This window comes from Geodermatophilus amargosae (assembly GCF_900116515.1).
GTDB lineage: Bacteria > Actinomycetota > Actinomycetes > Mycobacteriales > Geodermatophilaceae > Geodermatophilus > Geodermatophilus amargosae.
Window position 1 is genome coordinate 19,748 of record NZ_FPBA01000029.1, and the last position, 16,787, is coordinate 36,534.

At 76.0% G+C, this 16,787-nt stretch carries 22 protein-coding genes; 7 read left to right on the forward strand and 15 right to left on the reverse strand.

The genetic code is table 11. The annotated features are described in order from the left end of the window. Positions 1–29: 29 nt before the first annotated feature. The 14 genes from BM414_RS24870 to glgA all read right to left on the reverse strand — a co-directional run bounded on the left by BM414_RS24870 (position 30) and on the right by glgA (position 10,165). Complete coding sequence (locus BM414_RS24870; RefSeq protein ID WP_093584007.1) at positions 30–383, reverse strand: hypothetical protein; 354 nt, start codon at positions 381–383, stop codon at positions 30–32. A 1,410-nt stretch (positions 384–1,793) separates the two neighbouring features. Further along, positions 1,794–2,141, reverse strand: a complete 348-nt coding sequence (locus BM414_RS24880; RefSeq protein ID WP_093584011.1) for a hypothetical protein — start codon at positions 2,139–2,141, stop codon at positions 1,794–1,796. Continuing rightward, a complete protein-coding gene (locus BM414_RS24885) occupies positions 2,138–2,386 on the reverse strand; it encodes a hypothetical protein (RefSeq protein ID WP_093584013.1) in 249 nt (82 codons plus the stop codon). The genes BM414_RS24880 and BM414_RS24885 overlap by 4 nt, the downstream gene beginning before the upstream one ends. Then, positions 2,379–2,540: a hypothetical protein gene (locus BM414_RS29715; protein ID WP_175551792.1), complete on the reverse strand. Its 162-nt coding sequence runs from the start codon at positions 2,538–2,540 to the stop codon at positions 2,379–2,381. The genes BM414_RS24885 and BM414_RS29715 overlap by 8 nt, the downstream gene beginning before the upstream one ends. Beyond that, positions 2,537–3,205: a helix-turn-helix domain-containing protein gene (locus tag BM414_RS31950; protein ID WP_093584015.1), complete on the reverse strand. Its 669-nt coding sequence runs from the start codon at positions 3,203–3,205 to the stop codon at positions 2,537–2,539. The genes BM414_RS29715 and BM414_RS31950 overlap by 4 nt, the downstream gene beginning before the upstream one ends. A gap of 43 nt (positions 3,206–3,248) precedes the next feature. Beyond that, complete coding sequence (locus tag BM414_RS24895) at positions 3,249–3,455, reverse strand: hypothetical protein (RefSeq protein ID WP_093584017.1); 207 nt, start codon at positions 3,453–3,455, stop codon at positions 3,249–3,251. Continuing rightward, entirely contained in the window at positions 3,452–3,610 is a 159-nt protein-coding gene (locus BM414_RS29720; protein ID WP_175551793.1) for a hypothetical protein, read from the reverse strand. Before BM414_RS29720 ends, BM414_RS24895 begins: the two co-directional genes overlap by 4 nt. Continuing rightward, on the reverse strand, positions 3,607–3,783 hold the full coding sequence (locus tag BM414_RS29725) for a hypothetical protein (RefSeq protein WP_175551794.1): 177 nt from the start codon (positions 3,781–3,783) through the stop codon (positions 3,607–3,609). The genes BM414_RS29720 and BM414_RS29725 overlap by 4 nt, the downstream gene beginning before the upstream one ends. Before the next feature lie 158 nt (positions 3,784–3,941). Beyond that, complete coding sequence (locus BM414_RS24900; RefSeq protein WP_093584019.1) at positions 3,942–5,375, reverse strand: recombinase family protein; 1,434 nt, start codon at positions 5,373–5,375, stop codon at positions 3,942–3,944. A 45-nt stretch (positions 5,376–5,420) separates the two neighbouring features. Continuing rightward, the gene (locus BM414_RS24905; protein ID WP_245784972.1) at positions 5,421–5,795 is read right to left on the reverse strand and encodes a spore photoproduct lyase family protein; all 375 of its coding nucleotides are present in this window, start codon (positions 5,793–5,795) and stop codon (positions 5,421–5,423) included. 79 nt (positions 5,796–5,874) lie between these two features. After that, entirely contained in the window at positions 5,875–6,609 is a 735-nt protein-coding gene (locus tag BM414_RS24910; RefSeq protein ID WP_139246043.1) for a GAF domain-containing protein, read from the reverse strand. A 40-nt stretch (positions 6,610–6,649) separates the two neighbouring features. Then, the gene (locus tag BM414_RS24915) at positions 6,650–7,741 is read right to left on the reverse strand and encodes a hypothetical protein (RefSeq protein WP_093584021.1); all 1,092 of its coding nucleotides are present in this window, start codon (positions 7,739–7,741) and stop codon (positions 6,650–6,652) included. Then, on the reverse strand, positions 7,738–8,946 hold the full coding sequence (locus tag BM414_RS24920) for a PP2C family protein-serine/threonine phosphatase (RefSeq protein ID WP_245784973.1): 1,209 nt from the start codon (positions 8,944–8,946) through the stop codon (positions 7,738–7,740). Before BM414_RS24920 ends, BM414_RS24915 begins: the two co-directional genes overlap by 4 nt. A gap of 46 nt (positions 8,947–8,992) precedes the next feature. Next, the gene (gene glgA / locus BM414_RS24925) at positions 8,993–10,165 is read right to left on the reverse strand and encodes a glycogen synthase (RefSeq protein WP_093584078.1); all 1,173 of its coding nucleotides are present in this window, start codon (positions 10,163–10,165) and stop codon (positions 8,993–8,995) included. Between the two features lie 73 nt (positions 10,166–10,238). On the opposite strand from glgA, the gene glgC reads away from it, so the two are divergent. Further along, on the forward strand, positions 10,239–11,459 hold the full coding sequence (gene glgC / locus BM414_RS24930; protein ID WP_093584025.1) for a glucose-1-phosphate adenylyltransferase: 1,221 nt from the start codon (positions 10,239–10,241) through the stop codon (positions 11,457–11,459). Beyond that, positions 11,456–11,968, forward strand: coding sequence for a 2'-5' RNA ligase family protein (locus tag BM414_RS24935; RefSeq protein ID WP_093584027.1), 513 nt, complete (start codon positions 11,456–11,458; stop codon positions 11,966–11,968). Before glgC ends, BM414_RS24935 begins: the two co-directional genes overlap by 4 nt. On the opposite strand, the gene BM414_RS24940 is transcribed toward BM414_RS24935, so the two are convergent. Further along, a complete protein-coding gene (locus BM414_RS24940; RefSeq protein WP_093584029.1) occupies positions 11,965–12,618 on the reverse strand; it encodes an O-methyltransferase in 654 nt (217 codons plus the stop codon). The genes BM414_RS24935 and BM414_RS24940 overlap by 4 nt on opposite strands. Positions 12,619–12,810: 192 nt before the next feature. On the opposite strand from BM414_RS24940, the gene sigE reads away from it, so the two are divergent. From sigE to BM414_RS24965, 5 genes are all read left to right on the forward strand, one after another. Further along, entirely contained in the window at positions 12,811–13,410 is a 600-nt protein-coding gene (gene sigE, locus BM414_RS24945; RefSeq protein ID WP_245784974.1) for an RNA polymerase sigma factor SigE, read from the forward strand. Continuing rightward, a complete protein-coding gene (locus tag BM414_RS24950; RefSeq protein WP_093584031.1) occupies positions 13,407–13,979 on the forward strand; it encodes a zf-HC2 domain-containing protein in 573 nt (190 codons plus the stop codon). The genes sigE and BM414_RS24950 overlap by 4 nt, the downstream gene beginning before the upstream one ends. 102 nt (positions 13,980–14,081) lie before the next feature. After that, positions 14,082–15,701, forward strand: a complete 1,620-nt coding sequence (locus BM414_RS24955) for a S1C family serine protease (protein ID WP_245784975.1) — start codon at positions 14,082–14,084, stop codon at positions 15,699–15,701. Positions 15,702–15,714: 13 nt separating this feature from the next. After that, on the forward strand, positions 15,715–16,104 hold the full coding sequence (locus tag BM414_RS24960) for a twin-arginine translocase TatA/TatE family subunit (protein ID WP_093584033.1): 390 nt from the start codon (positions 15,715–15,717) through the stop codon (positions 16,102–16,104). A 50-nt stretch (positions 16,105–16,154) separates the two neighbouring features. Then, positions 16,155–16,754 (forward strand): mycothiol-dependent nitroreductase Rv2466c family protein, encoded by a 600-nt coding sequence (locus BM414_RS24965; RefSeq protein ID WP_093584035.1) that lies wholly within the window; start codon positions 16,155–16,157, stop codon positions 16,752–16,754. Positions 16,755–16,787 lie beyond the last annotated feature (33 nt).

Genomic DNA, 16,787 nt, shown 5'->3' on the forward strand with positions numbered 1-16,787 from the left:
CCCCGGTCCCTGCGGCTCCCGTCGGCGGCTCACGACGCGCCCCGGGTCCGGTAGAACCCGCGCAGCGTGGCGACCTTCCCGGCGGGCCGGACGTCCGGCGCGGCGGTGTCGTCGGCGGGCAGCCGCAGCGCGGCCAGCAGCCGCCCCAGCACGAGCCTCTGTTGCCGGGCCTCCACGACGGCCGGGTGCGGCTTGCGGCCGGTCGCCGACAGCAGCCCGTCGGCGGCGACCACGTCGTCCAGGGCGGCGATGACGTCGGCGGTGCGTGCGGCCTGTTCCAGCAGGGTCAGTTCGTGCGGTTCCAGGTCGAACCGGTCGACCACGGAGCGCCAGAGGCGCCGACCGGGCGCGCGCAGCCCGGCCGGGGTGCGATTGGGGGTCATTTCGGGTCCTTTCGGCCCTCAGCGGGCCACTCTCATGCGGTTCGAGGCGGGACGGGGGGCTCCGGTGACCGGCGGGGCGGACTCCCGGGTACCGGTTACGTCGGCGGGGTGCCCCCCCGGGTCCCCGGATGACGCGGCCCGGTGGTCGGCGACGACGGCGACCAGGCGGTCCTCGCAGGACAGCGTCGCGGTCTCAGGTGCCACATCTGTGGCACCTGCCTGGCGGGCCTTGCGCTCGGCGAGGGCGACGGCCCGGCGGCGGGCGGGTCGTGCGGCGGGCATCGGGCTCGGGCTCCGGAGCAGGTGTCCGATTTCGGACACCTGCCTGCGGGTCGGCCCGGATGCCGGGGTCGGCCCGGACGCCGGTCCCGGTGTCGGACGTCGGTCGGTGTCGGTCGGATGCGTCGGTGTCGGTCGGACGTCGGGCACGACCTCGGACGCGGACGTCGGCGTCGGACGCGGCACGACGGACGCGAGGTCGGACATCGGGCGCGAGGTCGAGACCACGACCACGCGGACGAGGTCGAGCGCGAGGTCGGCCACGACCACGGACGCGGTCGCGATCGAGCGGTCGGTCGGGACCTCGGGCGCGAGGTCGGTCGGGACCTCGGGCTCGGTCACGGCGTCGGACCGTGGTCGGTGTCGCGCTCGTCGGTGTCGTGGTCGTGGTCGTGGTCGGTGTCGGCACGGGTGCCGGGTGAGGCGGACAGGGCGGCGAGACCAGGGGTCGGGCGTCGAGGCGCAGACGGCCGCAGTTCGGCGACCTCGCGTCGGCGCCGGACGCTGCGGGCCGCGTCGTCGCGGTGCCGACGGTGAGCGTGCGTGACGTCGCGTCGGTGCCGATGCGGTGCGGCGTGACGGCGCCGACGGTGACGCGCCTCGCTGTCGCGGTGCCGAACCGGACGCGCACGCGGGCCTGGCGCGGGCCGGTCATCGTCGGGTCCCGGCGCTGACTCGGGACGGGTGCGCGATCGGTGGGGGGAACGGGCGAGCGGGGAAGGGCCGCCAGCCCGGCGTGCGCCTCGCTGGGCGGGTGGGGGGTGCGGGGTGGTATGTCGGGACCCCGGGATAGGCAGGGCGCCGTTCGTCGGGTCGGTTGCCTGGGCAACCGGCCGGCTCGCGCGGAACAGCCCCCGGGGGTGCGTCACGTGTACGCCCACACCGGGACGTCGACCTCCGACCCGGGACGGTGGCGGCGCTTGCCGAGGCTTCCCCGGCAGGACACGCACCGGGAGTCGGCCCGGGGGGGTCGCCACGACACCGGCACATGGCAGTCCGGGCAGTGATACCGGGTGCGCGGCCGGGGGGCCTCCGTCGGCGTCTCCGTCGGGGCATCCGGCGGGGGAGCCGGGGCGGTCTCGGGGAGCGCGACCGGGTCGGCGGGTCGGCGGGCCGCCCGGGGGGTTCGCGTCACCGGGTCACCTCCTGCCGGACCTCGTCGGCGAGCGCGGACACCCGGGCGAGCAGCAACGAGAGGTCGAGCACGGCGGCGTCGAGTTGTCCCGACAGGTCGGCGAGCCGCCGGTCCCGGTCGGAGGTCATCAGCCGCAGCGGCACCGTGTCCGGGCCGGTCGGCGGTCGGGCGTCGTCGTCCCGGCGCGCCCCGTGGCGCCTGGCGAGGGCGGCGGCGCGCCCGGCCGCGGTCTGCTCGCGGCGCTGTTCGGCGGTGAGGTTGTCCCACCTGGACCGGACGAGGCGGCGGCCCGCTTCGCTCCGGTCGGTCGTCGGGTCGTCGGGGCCGGTCGGTCGGTCGGTCATCGGGGGTCGTCCAGGGAACGGGGCGGCGGCGCGAGGTCGCATCGCCCGGCCGCGCACTCGGCGCGCAGCACCCGCAGGGCGTCGTCGCCCAGAGGGTCGGCGAGGTCGTGTGCGTCGCGCAGGTGGTCGAGGACGTCGCGGTCGGTCACCCCCCGGTCCTCGGCGATCTGATCGGCGATCAGGTGGGCGATGAGGGCGCGGGTCCGGGGGCGGTAGGCGGCGAAATCGGTGACGGGGTCAGGCATCGGGGTCCTCCGGGTCGAGTTGGATCAGGTCGATACCGAGCGCGGCGAGTTCCGCGACCACGGCGTCCAGGTCGAACACGTCGGGCTCGGGGAAGGGCAGCGGCACGGAGCCGGTCACCGGCTCGTCCGGGTCGAGCGAGCGACGCCGGGTCATCGGGTGGCCTCCCGTCGGTGGGCTGCCGCCAGGTCGGCGCAGTCCTCGCACGGCGGGGGGTCGGCGAGGTCGCGGCAGCGAGCGCAGCGGGGTTCGTCGTCAGTGGCGAGGTCCGGCACCGCGCGCAGCGCGGGGGCGCGGCCCTCGGGCGCGCGCGCGTCCTTCTTCTTTTCTTTCTTCGTTTCCCTTCCTGTCCCATCGTGAGCGTGCGGATGGGACATAACCTGCCCTCGGATGGGACATAACCTGCCCTCGGATGGGACATAACCCCGGGCGGGTTTGGTCCCCTTCCGAGAGGGGTCGTGGGACGTAACCTCCCCGGAGGGTTTGGTCCCATTCCCAGCGGGGTCGTGGGACGTAATCAGGTCGGGGAAGCGGTACAGGGTGGGCGCGCGGCCGGGCCGGCCGGGCTGCCGGGGTCCTCCCCGGTCGTGGACGGTGATCGCGCCCGTCTCGGCCAGGCGCGCGAGGTGGCGACCTACGGCCTTCCGTTCGACGCCGAGGGCTGCCGCCAGTAGGGCCTGCGACGGGTAGGCACCCTCTGCGGGGTCCGTCCGGGTGTGCCGGGCGAGGATCGCGCCGAGCGCCCACAACGTCCCGTCGCCCCCGGGGGTGACCCCGTAGTCGGCGGCGTGCGCGTGCCACCAGTCCACGGCGGTCAGCACTGGAGCCCCCGCGGCGGCCCGACGTCGGGCGCGTCGTGGCCGGTCACGTCCACCCCAACGGCGGGTGCGCCCACTCCGTCGGCGGCCACGGCGGGTCGCCGTAGGTGTCCGTGTCGGCCTCGTCGGCGCAGCAGTCGGTGCATATCCACAGCGGCGGTAGCGGCTCGTTCGTCATGCGGGAGACCCCGGGCGGGGTGTCCCCGGGCGGCAGCCCGCACCGCGGGCACGGGACGACGGACTCGAACGTCACGACGCCTCCCGGGTGGCGACCGGGACCGGGCGCAGTACGGCGGCGATCCGGGCGCGGACGGCGTCGCTCAGCGGCGGGGCAGCGGCGGCGGCGGCCTCGGCCGCGGCGTCGAGCCGGGCGTCGAGGTCGCGGTCGGCCGGTGGGCGGTCGCTCACTGCGGACCGGCGAGCAGCCGTTCTGCCAGGGCGCGGCGCTCGGTCTCGTTGAGTTGCGGATACGTGCCGAGCCAGTAGTCGATCTTCCGCTCGGCGGAGCGCATCCGGTGTTCGCGGTGCGCTTTCCGCAGGCGGGGCGGAACGGGGTCCAGAGTGGGGTCAGGTGCGGTCACGTCGGCTCCTATTACCGAAGGTCACTCCCTTAGTGCCTGCGGCACATACGTAAGCCTATTGGAACGGCACTCGGGACCATTCCTGTCAATACAGATGCCCGGACACAAAGGGACCCCCGGACCGTTTCGGCCGGGGGTCCCTGGGGGGTTGAGGGCGGTCAGCGCCAGTCGATCCGGACGGTCGCGGGGTCGAATGACGACTCGCCCCGGCGGGCCGGGAGCAGGGTCACGACGGCGAGGGCGTCCACGACCTCGCGCTGCGTGCCGAGGTCGGCGGCGGTGAACGCGGCGGCCGGGTCGGGGGCGGCGCCGAGGGTGCCGAGCACCGAGGACCGGGCGGCGGCGGTCAGCCTGCGGCCCACGGCCTCCTGCGCGACCTTGACGCGCCGTTTCTCGGTGACGAAATCGTCCTCGTCGTACACGCCGCGGCGCAGCCGGTCGCGCGCCACGTCGAGCGCAGCGGCCAGGGCGTCGGCCTCGGCCCGCAGCGCGGTCACCTCGTCGTCCCCCCCGGCCAGCAGGTCGCGGGCGTCGTCGCGGGCGAGCCGGGCGGCCACGGCCCGCAGCACGAGGTCGTCGATGACGTCGGCCCGGCGGGACAGGTGGGCGTGCTCGCGGCAGACGTAGGTCCGGGCGCCGTTCCCGCCGTTGGGGGAGCGGTAGCCGCAGCGGACGTCGGACCCGCAGCCGTCCATGCCGCAGCGGAACAGCCCGGAGCCGAGCCACCGGCGGGCGGTGCCGCGGAACCCGGCCGGTCGGCGGGCGGCGTCGGTCAGCAGCCGGACGGCCCGGTCGTGCTCGTCCTCGGTGATGATCGCGGGCCAGTCGCCGCGCACCGGCTCCCCGTCGTCGTCCCGGACGACCTCGCCGTGGTGCGTGCGCAGCCCGGCGTAGACCGGGTTCGTGAGCAGGTAGCGGACGCCCTTCCGGCAGAGGGTCGTGCCGCGCACCGAGGGCAGCCCGGCGGCGTTGACGGCGTCGGTGATCCGGACGAGGGACTGACCCTTGACGAGCAGCCGGTCGAACGCATCGCGGACGACCGGGGCCTCGGCCGGGTCGAGGACCATCCGGCGCTTCCGGCCCTTGCCCTCTAGCCGGTAGCCGAACGCGCGGCGGCTCGGGGCCTGCCCGTCGCTCGCGGCCTGCTCGGCCTCGGCGCGCTGCCGGGCGGCCTTCTTCGTCATCTCGCCCTGCGCGATGACGGCGGCCATGAGGGCGAGGGTCTGTCCGTCGGTGGTCGCCAGGTCGAGCCGTCCGGCCTGCACGGTGACGACCGCGATGCCGCGCTTCGCGCAGAGGTCGATCAGGACGAGCATGTCGGCGACCTTGCGGAGTAGCCGGTCCTGCGCCCACGCGACGATGACGTCGCCGCTGACGATCCGGCCGTGTTCGAGGTCGGCGAGCAGCCGCGCGTAGTCCTTGCGGGCCTTGCGGGGGTTGCTCGCGCTCGCATCGTTGTCCTCGTAGACCTCGGCGACCGGCCAGCGGTTGCGCTCGCAGAGGTCGAGGCAGTCGGCGCGCTGCCGGTCCACGGCGGCGCGGGTGTTCTCGACGTCCTTCGACTGCCGGAGGTAGACGTATGCGCTGGTCATGGTCGCGTCCTCGGGTCCAATGCCGGCGGGATGGGTCCCCCGGGGTCAAAGGTACATCAGCGGGAAGTCATCGCACGCCATAGCGCACCCATTGGCCGTCGAAGGCGCGATCCAGTTCGACGAGCGGCTGTTCGGCCGGGCCGAGAGCGACTTCTTGACGCCGAGCACCAGCGTCTCGGTCTTGACCCGCACCCAGCGCTCGACGTTGCCCTCGTTGCCGTTGAGCTCGGGGATCTGCCAGTGCGAGGGCACCTCGACGACCTCGGCCCCGGGGAAGCGGGCGGGCACCTCGCGGCCGCGGGCGGACTCGAGGGCGGCCGGCTCGGCGTAGACCGTGCGGACGTCGAGCAGGCGCGTGGGGGAGGGGACGGGGGCCGGGGCGGGCGCCGGCGGAGCGGAGACGGCGGACGGCGAGGGCACGGCGGTCACGGGAGGTGCAGCACCCGCGCGCAGGCCCGGATTCCGCCGCTGACCTGCGGGAACGGTCACACCGCGGTGCTCAGGGACCGCGGCCGGGCGCGAGCCGGGCGACGTCGAGCCGGCCCTGCTCGAGGTCCTCGGCGACGTCCTCCAGGCTGCGCCCGTCCGCGTAGGCGGCCGCGCGCAGGAGGTCCAGCGCGGTGGCCGGGTCGGTCTCCAGCGCCATCGCCGCCCGCCCCGCGGCCCGCAGCACGGCGGCCCGGCGGCGGGCGTCGGGGCCGTGCAGCCAGTCGGGGCCGCGGTCGGCCGGCCAGTCCGACCAGACGGCGGCCTCGCTGAGCGCGGCGGTGACCAGCTCGCCGACCGCCAGGGCCGCGAAGACGTCGAGGTCGGGCACCCGCGCGTCGTCGGTGGAGTAGAGGTCCAGCGCCCCGGCCCCGGCGAGGTCCTCGCGCAGCGGCAGGGCGACCACGGCGCGGAACGGCGTCTGCGCGATGAGCAGGTCGGCGAAGGGCGGCCAGCGGCGCCGCAGGTCCTCGAGCAGGGCGAAGACCGGCTGCCGGGTCTCCTGCGCCTCCCAGCACGGCCCCGCGCCGACGGTGAACTGCAGCCGTTCGGCGCACGCGGCGGAGGCGGTGCTCGACCCGAGGGGGATGCGGGTGCCGGTGGCGTCGACCACGGACAGCCCCACGCCGTCGACCCCCAGCGTGGCGGCGCACGCCCGGGCGAGGCGGACCGGGAGCAGCTCGGGAGGTCCGGGGCCACGGGACGTCTCCGCGCCGAGCGCGGCGGCGAACCGTGTGGCGATGGTCACACGTCATCCTCGCCCCCGCCGTCCCCCCGGACCACGTCGATCACCCCGCTGCGTCGGGCCGGTGCGTGTAGGCGGCCTCGCGGACCGCCTCGTCGGACTCCAGTCCCGCGCCCAGCGCCCCGCCGACGGTCGCCAGCGAGCTGGTCAGCCAGGCCAGCTCCAGGTAGTCCCCGATCCGGGCCGGGTGCCCGAGGCCCTCGGCGAACAGCCCCGCGGGCACCAGGAGCAGCGACCCGCCCAGGGCGAGGAGGAACAGCGCGGCGTAGAGGGTCAGCACCCCGATCACCACGGTCGCGGTGGTGGCCAGGTTGAACAGCGCCACCTGCTTGCGCACCCGGCGCGACCGGGCGCGCTCCCACAGCTCCGCACCGACGACGAGCGTCGCGCAGATCGCCACCACCGAGCCCAGCCCGACCACCGCCAGCCGCAGCCAGCCGAACCGGTCGGCCAGCCGCCAGATGTCGGCGGTCACCAGGGCGAAGACCCCGGCCGCGACCGCCGCCGTCAGCGCGCGGGACAGCTGGATGGTCAGCCGCCACGGCCGGTTGGCGCGCACCATGCCGACCAGCAGCCGCAGGTTGCCGGTGAGCACGCGGGCGGTGAACCGCACGCCCTCGGCGGTGTCGGCCGGGTCGGTGGCCAGTTCGCGCACCCGGCGGCGCAGTGCCGCCGGGTCACCCTCTCCGTCGGTGTCGTCGCCGAGCAGGGTGCGGACCAGCCCGACCGTCGTCTGCAGGGCGCGCCGGCGCCGGGCCACCGCGCCCAGGGCCGGCAGCGAGAGCACCGCGACGCCGTGCACCGGGCTGGCGTGGGCCACCACCGTCCGCCGGTCCACCGACAGCGGCAGGTCGGTGACGACGACGGCGAGGTCCCACTCCTCGGCCAGCAGCCGGTCGCGGGCGGCGGTCACGATCTCGGCGTCGTCGGCCGGTGGCCGGACCAGGCCGTCCTCCACCACCCGCAGGTCCCAGGTGACGTCGGGGTGGCGCTCGCGCAGCGCGCCGGTCAGGTCGGCGGCCAGCTCGTCGGCCAGCTCGGCCGGGGCCCCGGGCGCGGCGACGAGCCCGACGACGACGTCGGCCGGTGCCGCGTCCGCCTCGGGGTGGGGATCTCCGGTCGGTGCCGCGCTCACAGCCTCAACTGCTCCTCGGCGCCGGTCCGCCACTCGACCATGACGATGCTGGCGTCGTCCTGCAGCTGCCCGGCCTGGTGCTCCATGACGCTGCCCATGAGCCGGCGCATCGTCTCCGGCGGCGGGTTGCCGGCGAGCTCGGCGCGGACGACGAGGTCGGCCAGCCGCTCCTCGCCGAAGAAGTCGCCCTCGGGGGAGCGGGCCTCGACGATGCCGTCGGTGTAGAGCAGCACTCGGTCACCCGGCCGCAGCTGCACCTGGCAGAGGTCGGGCTTGGCCGCCTGCAGACCCAGGGGCCGCGCGGGCCGGCAGGCCGGTGGGCGGATCAGCACGCCGTCGCGGACCAGCAGCGGGTCCGGGTGCCCGCAGTTCACCCAGCGCAGCACCCCGGTGTCGAGGTCGAGGCGAGCGAGGGCCGCGGTGGCGAACCGGCTGCCAGGGAAATGGCCCGCGACGACGGCGTCGACGGCGGCCGCGACGTCGGGGAGGTCCAGTCGGTCCCGCCGCGCGTGCCGGTAGGCGCCGACGGCCGCGGAGGCGAGCAGGGCCGCCGGCAGCCCGTGACCCACGGCGTCGAGCACCATGAGCTCGACGAGGGAGCCGTTGACCGCGTAGTCGAAGGTGTCCCCGCCGATGTCGTAGGCCGGCTCCAGGGCGCCGGTGATGACGACGCGGTCACTGGCGTAGGTGAGCGGAGGGAGCAGGTCCCACTGGATCTCCGCGGCGAGCGACAGGGTCCGGCGCCGGCGCAGACGGGCGAACACGTCGCTGTAGGCGTCACGGGTGACCACCAGCTCGGCCACCAGCGAGGCGAGGGACCGGCAGTCGTCCTCCAGCCGGGGCGTCGGCTCCGCCAGGAGCACCATCTCCAGGACCCCGATGCGCTCGGCGCCGTCGAGGAGGGGCAGCCAGAGGGTGACCGGGCCGTCGTGGGCGGGCGCCTGCACCGGGTGCACGCGGCGGAACGCCCGGCCGGCCAGCGAGCCGTCGATGGTCAGCGCCTGACGGGCCGGCACCCCGTCGCCGGGCACGGGCACCAGCTCGTGCTGGGCGTAGTCGGCCAGGTAGACGACCGCCTCACGCGCGCCGAGCCGCCGTGCCTCGCGCGTGACGGCCGTCCCGACGCGGTCGGCGGGGAGGTGGTGCGACGCGCGGGCGAGCGCCCGGATCGGGTCCTCGGCGGAGGGTTGCCGGTCGATGGTCACGACGGGACAGCCTCCCATCCGGCGCGTGGGCGGGACCGCGCGGGCTCTAGCCGCGGGCCTCGAGCACCGCCGAGTACACCTGCACGGTCTGCTGGGCGATCGCCGGCCAGCCGAACTCAGAGAGCACCCGCTCGCGGCCGGCGGCGCCCATGCGCACCGCCCGCGCGGGGTCGTGCAGCAACTCGGTGACGCGGGCGGCGAGGCCGGCCTCGAAGGCGGCGACGTCGTCGGGGTCGTAGGGGACCAGCAGGCCGGTCTCGCCGTCGGCGACGACCTCGGGGATCCCGCCGACGGCGCTGGCGACCACGGCGGTGCCGCAGGCGGCGGCCTCGAGGTTCACGATGCCCAGCGGCTCGTAGACCGAGGGGACGACGAACACCGTCGCGCCGGTGATCAGCGGCACCAGCTGCTCGCGCGGCAGCATCGCCTCGATCCAGACGACGCCCGGCCGGCGGGCCTGCAGCTCGGCGACGGCGTCGGCCACCTGCTGGCGCTCGCCCGGGGTGTCCGCGGCGCCGGCGCACAGCACCAGCCCGGCGTCGGGCGGCAGCTGCTCGGCCGCCCGGAGCAGGTGGACGACGCCCTTCTGCCGGGTGATCCGGCCGACGAACAGCGCGTACGGCCGGTCGGGGTCCACCCCGAGCGAGCGGACGACGTCGGGCGCCGGCGTGGGCCGGTAGGCCTCGGCGTCCACCCCGTTGCCGACGACGTGCACGCGGGCCGGGTCGAGGTCGGGATAGGCGTCGAGCACGTCGGTGCGCATGCCGTGGCTGACCGCGACCACCGCGTCGGCGGCGAGGTAGGCGGTGCGCTCCACCCAGGACGAGAGCCGGTAGCCCCCGCCGAGCTGGTCGGCCTTCCACGGCCGCCGGGGCTCCAGCGAGTGCGCGGTGACCACGTGCGGCGCCCCGTGCACGAGAGCGGCGAGCAGGCCGGCGCCGTTGGCGTACCAGGTGTGGCTGTGCACGAGGTCGACCCCGCCGAGCGCCGCGGCGATCTCGACGTCGGTGCCCAGTGCCTGCAGCGCGCCGTTGGCGCCGGCGAGGCCCGGCGGGACCGCCCAGCCGCGGGCGTCGGGCCGGGGGCCGCCGAAGGCGTGCACCTCCAGGTCCGGCCCCGCGGGCAGCGAGCGGAGGGCGGCCACGAGGTGCTCGACGTGCACGCCGGCGCCGCCGTAGACGTCCGGTGGCCACTCGCGGGTGACGATGCCGATGCGCACGGCGGTCACCCTAGGGGGCGGGGCGGGCGGAGGTGGGGCGACGGCGACGGCGACCAGCGACTACGTTCCCTGCATGCGTGGCGGTCCTCGGGTGCTCGGCATCGTCCTGGCCGGTGGGGAGGGCAAGCGCCTGGCGCCCCTGACACAGGACCGCGCCAAGCCCGCGGTCCCCTTCGGCGGCAACTACCGGCTCATCGACTTCGTGCTGTCCAACCTGGTCAACGCGGAGATCCGGCAGATCGCCGTCCTCACCCAGTACAAGAGCCACAGCCTCGACCGGCACATCACCACGACGTGGCGGATGTCGAACCTGCTGGGGAACTTCATCACCCCGGTACCGGCCCAGCAGCGGCTCGGCCCGCGCTGGTACACCGGCAGCGCCGACGCGATCCTGCAGAGCCTCAACCTCATCTACGACGCGCGACCCGACATCGTCGTCGTCTTCGGTGCCGACCACGTCTACCGGATGGACCCGGGCCAGATGGTCGACCAGCACCTGCAGACCGGGGCGGGCGTGACCATCGCCGGTCTGCGGGTGCCACGGGCCGAGGCGACCGAGTTCGGTGTCATCGACGCCGCCGCCGACGGGAAGGTGCGCGGCTTCCTCGAGAAGCCCGCCGACCCGCCGGGACTGCCCGACAGCCCGGAGGAGTCCTTCGCCTCGATGGGCAACTACGTGTTCAGCACCGACGCGCTGCTGGAGGCCCTGCGCGCCGACGCCGAGGACGCCGACTCGGCGCACGACATGGGCGGCTCGATCATGCCGATGCTGGCCGACGCGGGGACGGCCTACGTCTACGACTTCTCGACCAACATCGTCCCCGGTGCCAGCGAGCGCGACCACGGCTACTGGCGCGACGTCGGGACGATCGACTCCTACTTCGACGCGCACATGGACCTGGTGTCGGTGACCCCGGTGTTCAACCTCTACAACGACCGCTGGCCGATCCTCACCCTGCCGCCGCAGCAGCCGCCGGCGAAGTTCGTGCTGGGCGGGCGGGCCGAGGAGTCGATGGTCAGCGCCGGCGCGATCATCGGGGGCGGGTCGGTGCACAACTCGGTGGTCTCGCCGGGCGTGCGCGTCGACCGCGGCGCCCGGGTCGAGGACAGCGTCCTCATGGACGGCGTCCGGATCGGCGAGGGCGCCTACGTCCGGCGGGCGATCCTGGACAAGAACGTCGTCGTCCCGCCGTGGGCGCGCATCGGTGTCGACTCCGAGGCCGACCGTGCGCACTACCACGTCAGCGCGGGAGGCGTGACCGTGCTCGGCAAGGGCGCCCGCGCGATCGTGTGAGCGGCGACCCTCGTCCGCTCGTCGTCACGCTGCTGCTCGAGGCGGAGGCGCAGGCGCGGTTCGACCGGCTGCGGGCCGAGCACTTCCCGGCCGGCCGCAACCACCTCGCCGCGCACGTCACGCTGTTCCACGCCCTGCCGGGCGAGCAGCGCGACGCCGTGGACGCCGCGCTGGCCGGGGTCGCCGCCCGGCCGCCGTTCGCCGTCGCGGTGACCGGTGTGCAGCTGCTCGGCCGCGGGGTGGCCTACCGGCTGGCCGCGCCGGAGCTCTCCGCACTGCACACGCGGCTGTCCGCGGAGTTCGGCCCGTGGCTGACCCCGCAGGACCGCCAGCGGCTGTCGGCGCACGTCACCGTGCAGAACAAGGTGGAGCCGGCGGTGGCGCGGGCACTGCGCGACCGGCTGGCCGCGGAGTTCGTCCCCTCCGAGGTCCCCGCCCGCGGGCTGGGGCTGTGGCGCTACCTCGGCGGGCCGTGGGAGCCGCTGGCCGAGCACCCCTTCGCGGCTTAGCGGCGGGTGGCCACCAGCAGGCCGGCCCCGATGGGCAGGACGGCGGAGGTGAGCTGCTCGTCCTCGCGGACGCTGCGCGCCAGGTCGCGCCAGGTGACGGTCTCCGGGTCGCGGGCCGCGCGGTCGCCGATGCGCTCCCCGGCGAGCAGGCCGTGGCAGGCGAGCGTCCCGCCGGTGCGCAGCAGCGCGAGCAGCGCCGCGAGGTGCGCGGCGTACTCGGTCGGCGGCCCGGCGCAGACCACCAGGTCGTAGGCGCCGGGCAGGAGGCGGGGGAGCACCTCGCCGGGGGTGCCGAAGATCAGCCGGGTCCGGCCCGCGGGGACGCCGGCCTCGGTGAAGGCCCGCCGTGCACCGCGCAGCTGCTCGGGGTCACCGTCGAGGGCGGTGAGGACGCCGTCGGGACGCATGCCGCGCAGCAGCCACAGGCCGACGACGCCACCACCACTGCCGACGGACACGACCGCCCGGGCCCCGGCGCCCGCCGCGAGGACGGCGAGGGTGGCCCCCGCGGCCGGCTCGGGCGGGGGCGGGCCGCCGAGCGCCGCGGACCGCGTGCGGGCCGAGGCGAGGACGGGGTCCTCCGCGGCGTAGCGGTCGGCCCAGGCGGCGCCTCCGGTCCCGCCGGCGCGCGACGGTCCCTGGGCGCTCATCACCGGGCGAGGGTAGTGCGACCGCGTGACGTGACCCGGGAGGCGAACCTGTGAGGAACCTGGCAACACCTGCCGACGGGAACAGGGGACACGTCGCCGCCCGTTGGTCCCGACGTGACACCCGAGCGTGCCGCCGTCCCCGTCCATCATCCGGGGGAGGCCGGCAACGTGCGCGTCTGCGATCCTGGCGACGTGTCCGAGGCCGCCGTCCCCCAGCCCGCCGCCGAGCAGCCGGCCGCGTCCGGCGCCGGCGAGGTGTGGGTGGCCCCGACCTGGGAGCAGGTCGTGCGGGACCACTCCGCGCGGGTATACCGGCTAGCCTACCGCCTCTCGGGCAACGCGCAGGACGCCGAGGACCTCACCCAGGAGACGTTCGTCCGGGTGTTCCGCTCGCTCGCCGACTTCTCGCCCGGCACCTTCGAGGGCTGGCTGCACCGCATCACCACGAACCTGTTCCTCGACATGGTCCGCCGCCGGCAGCGGATCCGGTTCGACGCGCTGCCCGAGGACACCGAGCGGCTGCCGGGCACCGCGCCGAGCCCCGAGCAGGTCTACGCCGACACCCACCTCGACCCGCAGGTGCAGGCGGCGCTGGACGCGCTGCCGCCGGAGTTCCGCGTGGCCGTGGTCCTCTGCGACATCGAGGGCCTGACCTACGAGGAGATCGCGGCGACCCTCGGCATCAAGCTGGGTACCGTCCGCAGCCGCATCCACCGCGGCCGCGTGCAGCTGCGCGCCGCCCTGGCCCACCTCGCCCCGCGCGGGGTGGCGGCACCGGGGGCTCGCGCATGAGCCTGCCGGAGAGCCACCTGGCCCAGGAGGCCATCGCGGCGCTCGTCGACGGCGAGCTGGCCAGCGGCCCGGCCGCCCGCGCCGCCCGCCACCTGGCCGGCTGCCTCGAGTGCCGGATGCTCGTCCAGGCGCAGCGGGAGGCCAAGGACGCGCTGCACGCCGCCTCCGACGTCGCCGTCCCCGGTGACCTGCTGTCGCGGCTGTGCGCCATCCCCTTCACCGCCGACGTCCCCGGCGGCGGCGGGCTCGGCACGGTGACCGCCGGTCCCGGGCAGCTCACCGTCTCCGGCTCCTCGGGGCGCTGGACCGTCGCCCTCGACGACCCACCGGCGCGCTCCTCCTCGCCGCACCAGGCCCGCTGGCTGCGCCGCAGCGTCGCCGGCACGCTGGCCGGGCTGGGCCTCGGCGTCGCCGTCCTGGCGGTCAACCTCCCCGAGCCCGGTGAGACCCCGCGCGGGGTCCCGGCGTCGGTGGCCGGGCCCTCGGCGCCCGACGAGCGCACCGAGGTCGTGCCGCCGGTGGTGCGCACCCTGGCCGGGCAGCCGCCCGCGGCCGGTGGCACTCCCTGATCCCGAGCCCCTGGTCCCGGGGTCCCGGGTCCGCCGGCGGGTACCGTCGCGCTGCACCGCCAGCTCCCGTCCGCTGACAGGTCCGGGGAGGACCCTGTACCCGTGACCCCACCCGACGACGCTCGCGAGACCGGCACGCCCGAGGCCGCGACCCGCGACGCCGACCGCACCGTGGAGGCCGTCGTCCGCCCGCCGGTCGGCAGCGGCCGCGACGGCGACGCGGTCTTCGCCCGGCCCGCCGGGGCCACCGGTTCCTTCGACCCGCCGGAGCAGGCCCGGCCGGCCTCGGCGCCCCGGCCGCAGCCCAGCCCCGCACAGGCCGCCGCCTTCGGCCGGCCGGCCGCCGTCCCCGGCAGCTTCGCCGGCGACCGCCCCGCGATGCCGCCCCGGCCGGTGCCCCCGCCGCCGCCGGAGGCCGTGTTGCGCGCCTTCCGCGCACCGGCCGGCCAGGCCGGGCTGCAGGAGCCGCCCGGTGGCCGTCCCGGGCGCCGGCGCACGTCGGCCGGCCCGTGGTGGAAGCCGGACGCGAAGAGCGACCCGTGGCGCGATCCGCACGCCCCGGCCGGCCTCACCGGTCCCGCGGTGTTCGAGGAGGAGTCCGAGCAGGAGGGGCCGGTCGTCGTCGACCGGGAGGGCCGCCGGAAGCTGCGGCTGCGCGACCTGTCGGTGCGGGTGGCCGTGCTCGTCGCGCTGGCCGTCCTGCTCGCCGGCGCGCTCGGCGGCGGGGTGGGCTACCTGCTGACCCGCGAGGCCAGCGAGACGCCGCTGCTGGCACCGGGCACCACCCTGACCGAGACCGACGAGGGGATCACCCGGGAGCCGGGCTCGGTGTCCGACATCGCCGAGACCGTGATCCCGGCCGTCGTGTCCATCGAGGTGCGCATCGGCGACGCGGGCGCCACCGGCTCGGGTGTGGTCGTCGACGGCGCCGACGGCTACATCGTCACCAACAACCACGTCATCTCCGGCGCCGACGGTGTGGAGGGCGCGGAGATCCGCGCGGTGTTCAGCGACGGCAGCGGCTCGTCGGCGCGCATCGTCGGCCGCGACCCGGCCAGCGACATCGCCGTCGTCAAGGTCGAGAAGCCCGGCCTGGTCACCGCCTCGCTCGGCGACTCCGACGACGTCGTCGTCGGTGACCCGGTCGTCGCCATCGGCTCGCCGCTGGGCCTGGCCGGCACGGTGACCAGCGGCATCGTCAGCGCCCTCGACCGGCCGGTGCGGCTGGCCGGGGAGGGCAGCGACACCAACGCGGTCATCAGCGCCGTGCAGACCGACGCCCCGATCAACCCGGGCAACTCCGGCGGCGCGCTGGTCGACGCCACGGGCGCGGTCATCGGCATCAACACCGCGATCGCCTCGCTCGGCGGCGGCAGCGTGGGCCTCGGCTTCGCCATCCCGATCGACACCGCCCGCACCGTCGCCGAGCAGCTGATCGCCACCGGCAGTGCGGTGCACGCCACCCTCGGGGTGAACACCCGGTCGGTCACCGACGGCACCCGCGACGGCGCGCTGGTCCTCAACGTCGAGCCGGGCAGCCCCGCGGCCGACGCCGGCATCCAGGAGCAGGACGTCGTCATCGGCGTCGACGACCAGGCCGTGGGCAGCTCCGAGGAGCTCGCCGTCGCCATCGACGCGCACGCCCCCGGGGACGTGGTGACGATCGAGCTGGTGCGCGGCGGCTCGTCGACGACGGTCCAGGCCACCCTCGCACAGGCCTAGGGGAGGGAGCCTCGTGTTCGACTCGATCGGCTGGGGCGAGATCGTCGTCCTGGCACTGGCCGCGCTGTTCATCTTCGGGCCCGAGCGGCTCCCGCACCTGGCCCGGGACGCCGCGGCCGGGCTGAAGAAGGTGCGCGAGGCGATCACGGGGGTGCGCGCCCAGGTGGACGAGTCCCTCGGCGACGACCTCGCCGGCCTGCGCGACCTGGACCTGCGCAAGTACCACCCGAAGACGTTCATCCGCTCGCAGCTGTTCGACGACGACGCCCCTCCGGTGCGCCGCGGCGACGCCGGGACGCCGGCCGGCGCGACGGCGGCGAGCCTGGTCAAGCCCGCCACCCGGCCGGCCGTCGCCGACCACGACCGGAGCACCCCGCCGCCGTTCGACGTCGACGCGACCTAGTCCGGGAACGGGGGTCCCGCCGGACGCCCGGACCGCGGCAGACTCCGCGGGTGACCGCCGTCGACTGCTGGGTCGACCCCAGCTGCCCGTACACGTGGGTGACCGCCCGCTGGCTGTGGGAGGTCGAGCGGGTGCGTGACGTCGCTGTCCGCTGGCACGTGATGAGCCTGGCGGTGCTCGACGAGGGGCGCGAGGACGACCCGGAGGGCGATCCCGAGGGCTGGCTGTGGCAGCCCGTGCGGGTCTTCGCGCTGGTGCAGGAGGAGCACGGGCAGGCCGCCCTGGCCGCGCTGTACCGCGCCTACGGGGAAGCCGTGCACGGCCGGGGCGAGTGGCCCGACACCCACGACCTGCTGCGCGCGGCCGGCCTGCCCGAGCAGCTGGCGGAGGCCGCGCACACCTCCGCCCACGACGGGCTGGTGCGGGCCTCGCACCGGTCGGGGATCGAGCTGGTGGGCACGCACGTCGGCACCCCGGTTGTGGCGGTGGTCTCCGGGACCGGGACGCGCTCGGCCTGGTTCGGCCCGGTCCTCTCCCGCGTCCCCGTCGGGGAGGAGGCGGGCCGGTTGTGGGACGGCGTCACGCTCGTCGCCGGGACGAGCGGCTTCCACGAGCTCAAGGGACGCCCGCACGAGGCGCCACGGGGCTGACCGCCCCGCGCACGACCGAGGCCCGGCCCCCTG

Coding starts and splice junctions, on each gene's coding strand:
- BM414_RS24870 (WP_093584007.1), bottom strand. CDS start 383: ATGACCCCCAATCGCACCCCGGCCGGGCTGCGCGCGCCCGGTCGGCGC.
- BM414_RS24880 (WP_093584011.1), bottom strand. CDS start 2,141: ATGACCGACCGACCGACCGGCCCCGACGACCCGACGACCGACCGGAGC.
- BM414_RS24885 (WP_093584013.1), bottom strand. CDS start 2,386: ATGCCTGACCCCGTCACCGATTTCGCCGCCTACCGCCCCCGGACCCGC.
- BM414_RS29715 (WP_175551792.1), bottom strand. CDS start 2,540: ATGACCCGGCGTCGCTCGCTCGACCCGGACGAGCCGGTGACCGGCTCC.
- BM414_RS24900 (WP_093584019.1), bottom strand. CDS start 5,375: ATGACCAGCGCATACGTCTACCTCCGGCAGTCGAAGGACGTCGAGAAC.
- glgC (WP_093584025.1), top strand. CDS start 10,239: ATGCGTGGCGGTCCTCGGGTGCTCGGCATCGTCCTGGCCGGTGGGGAG.
- BM414_RS24940 (WP_093584029.1), bottom strand. CDS start 12,618: ATGAGCGCCCAGGGACCGTCGCGCGCCGGCGGGACCGGAGGCGCCGCC.
- BM414_RS24950 (WP_093584031.1), top strand. CDS start 13,407: ATGAGCCTGCCGGAGAGCCACCTGGCCCAGGAGGCCATCGCGGCGCTC.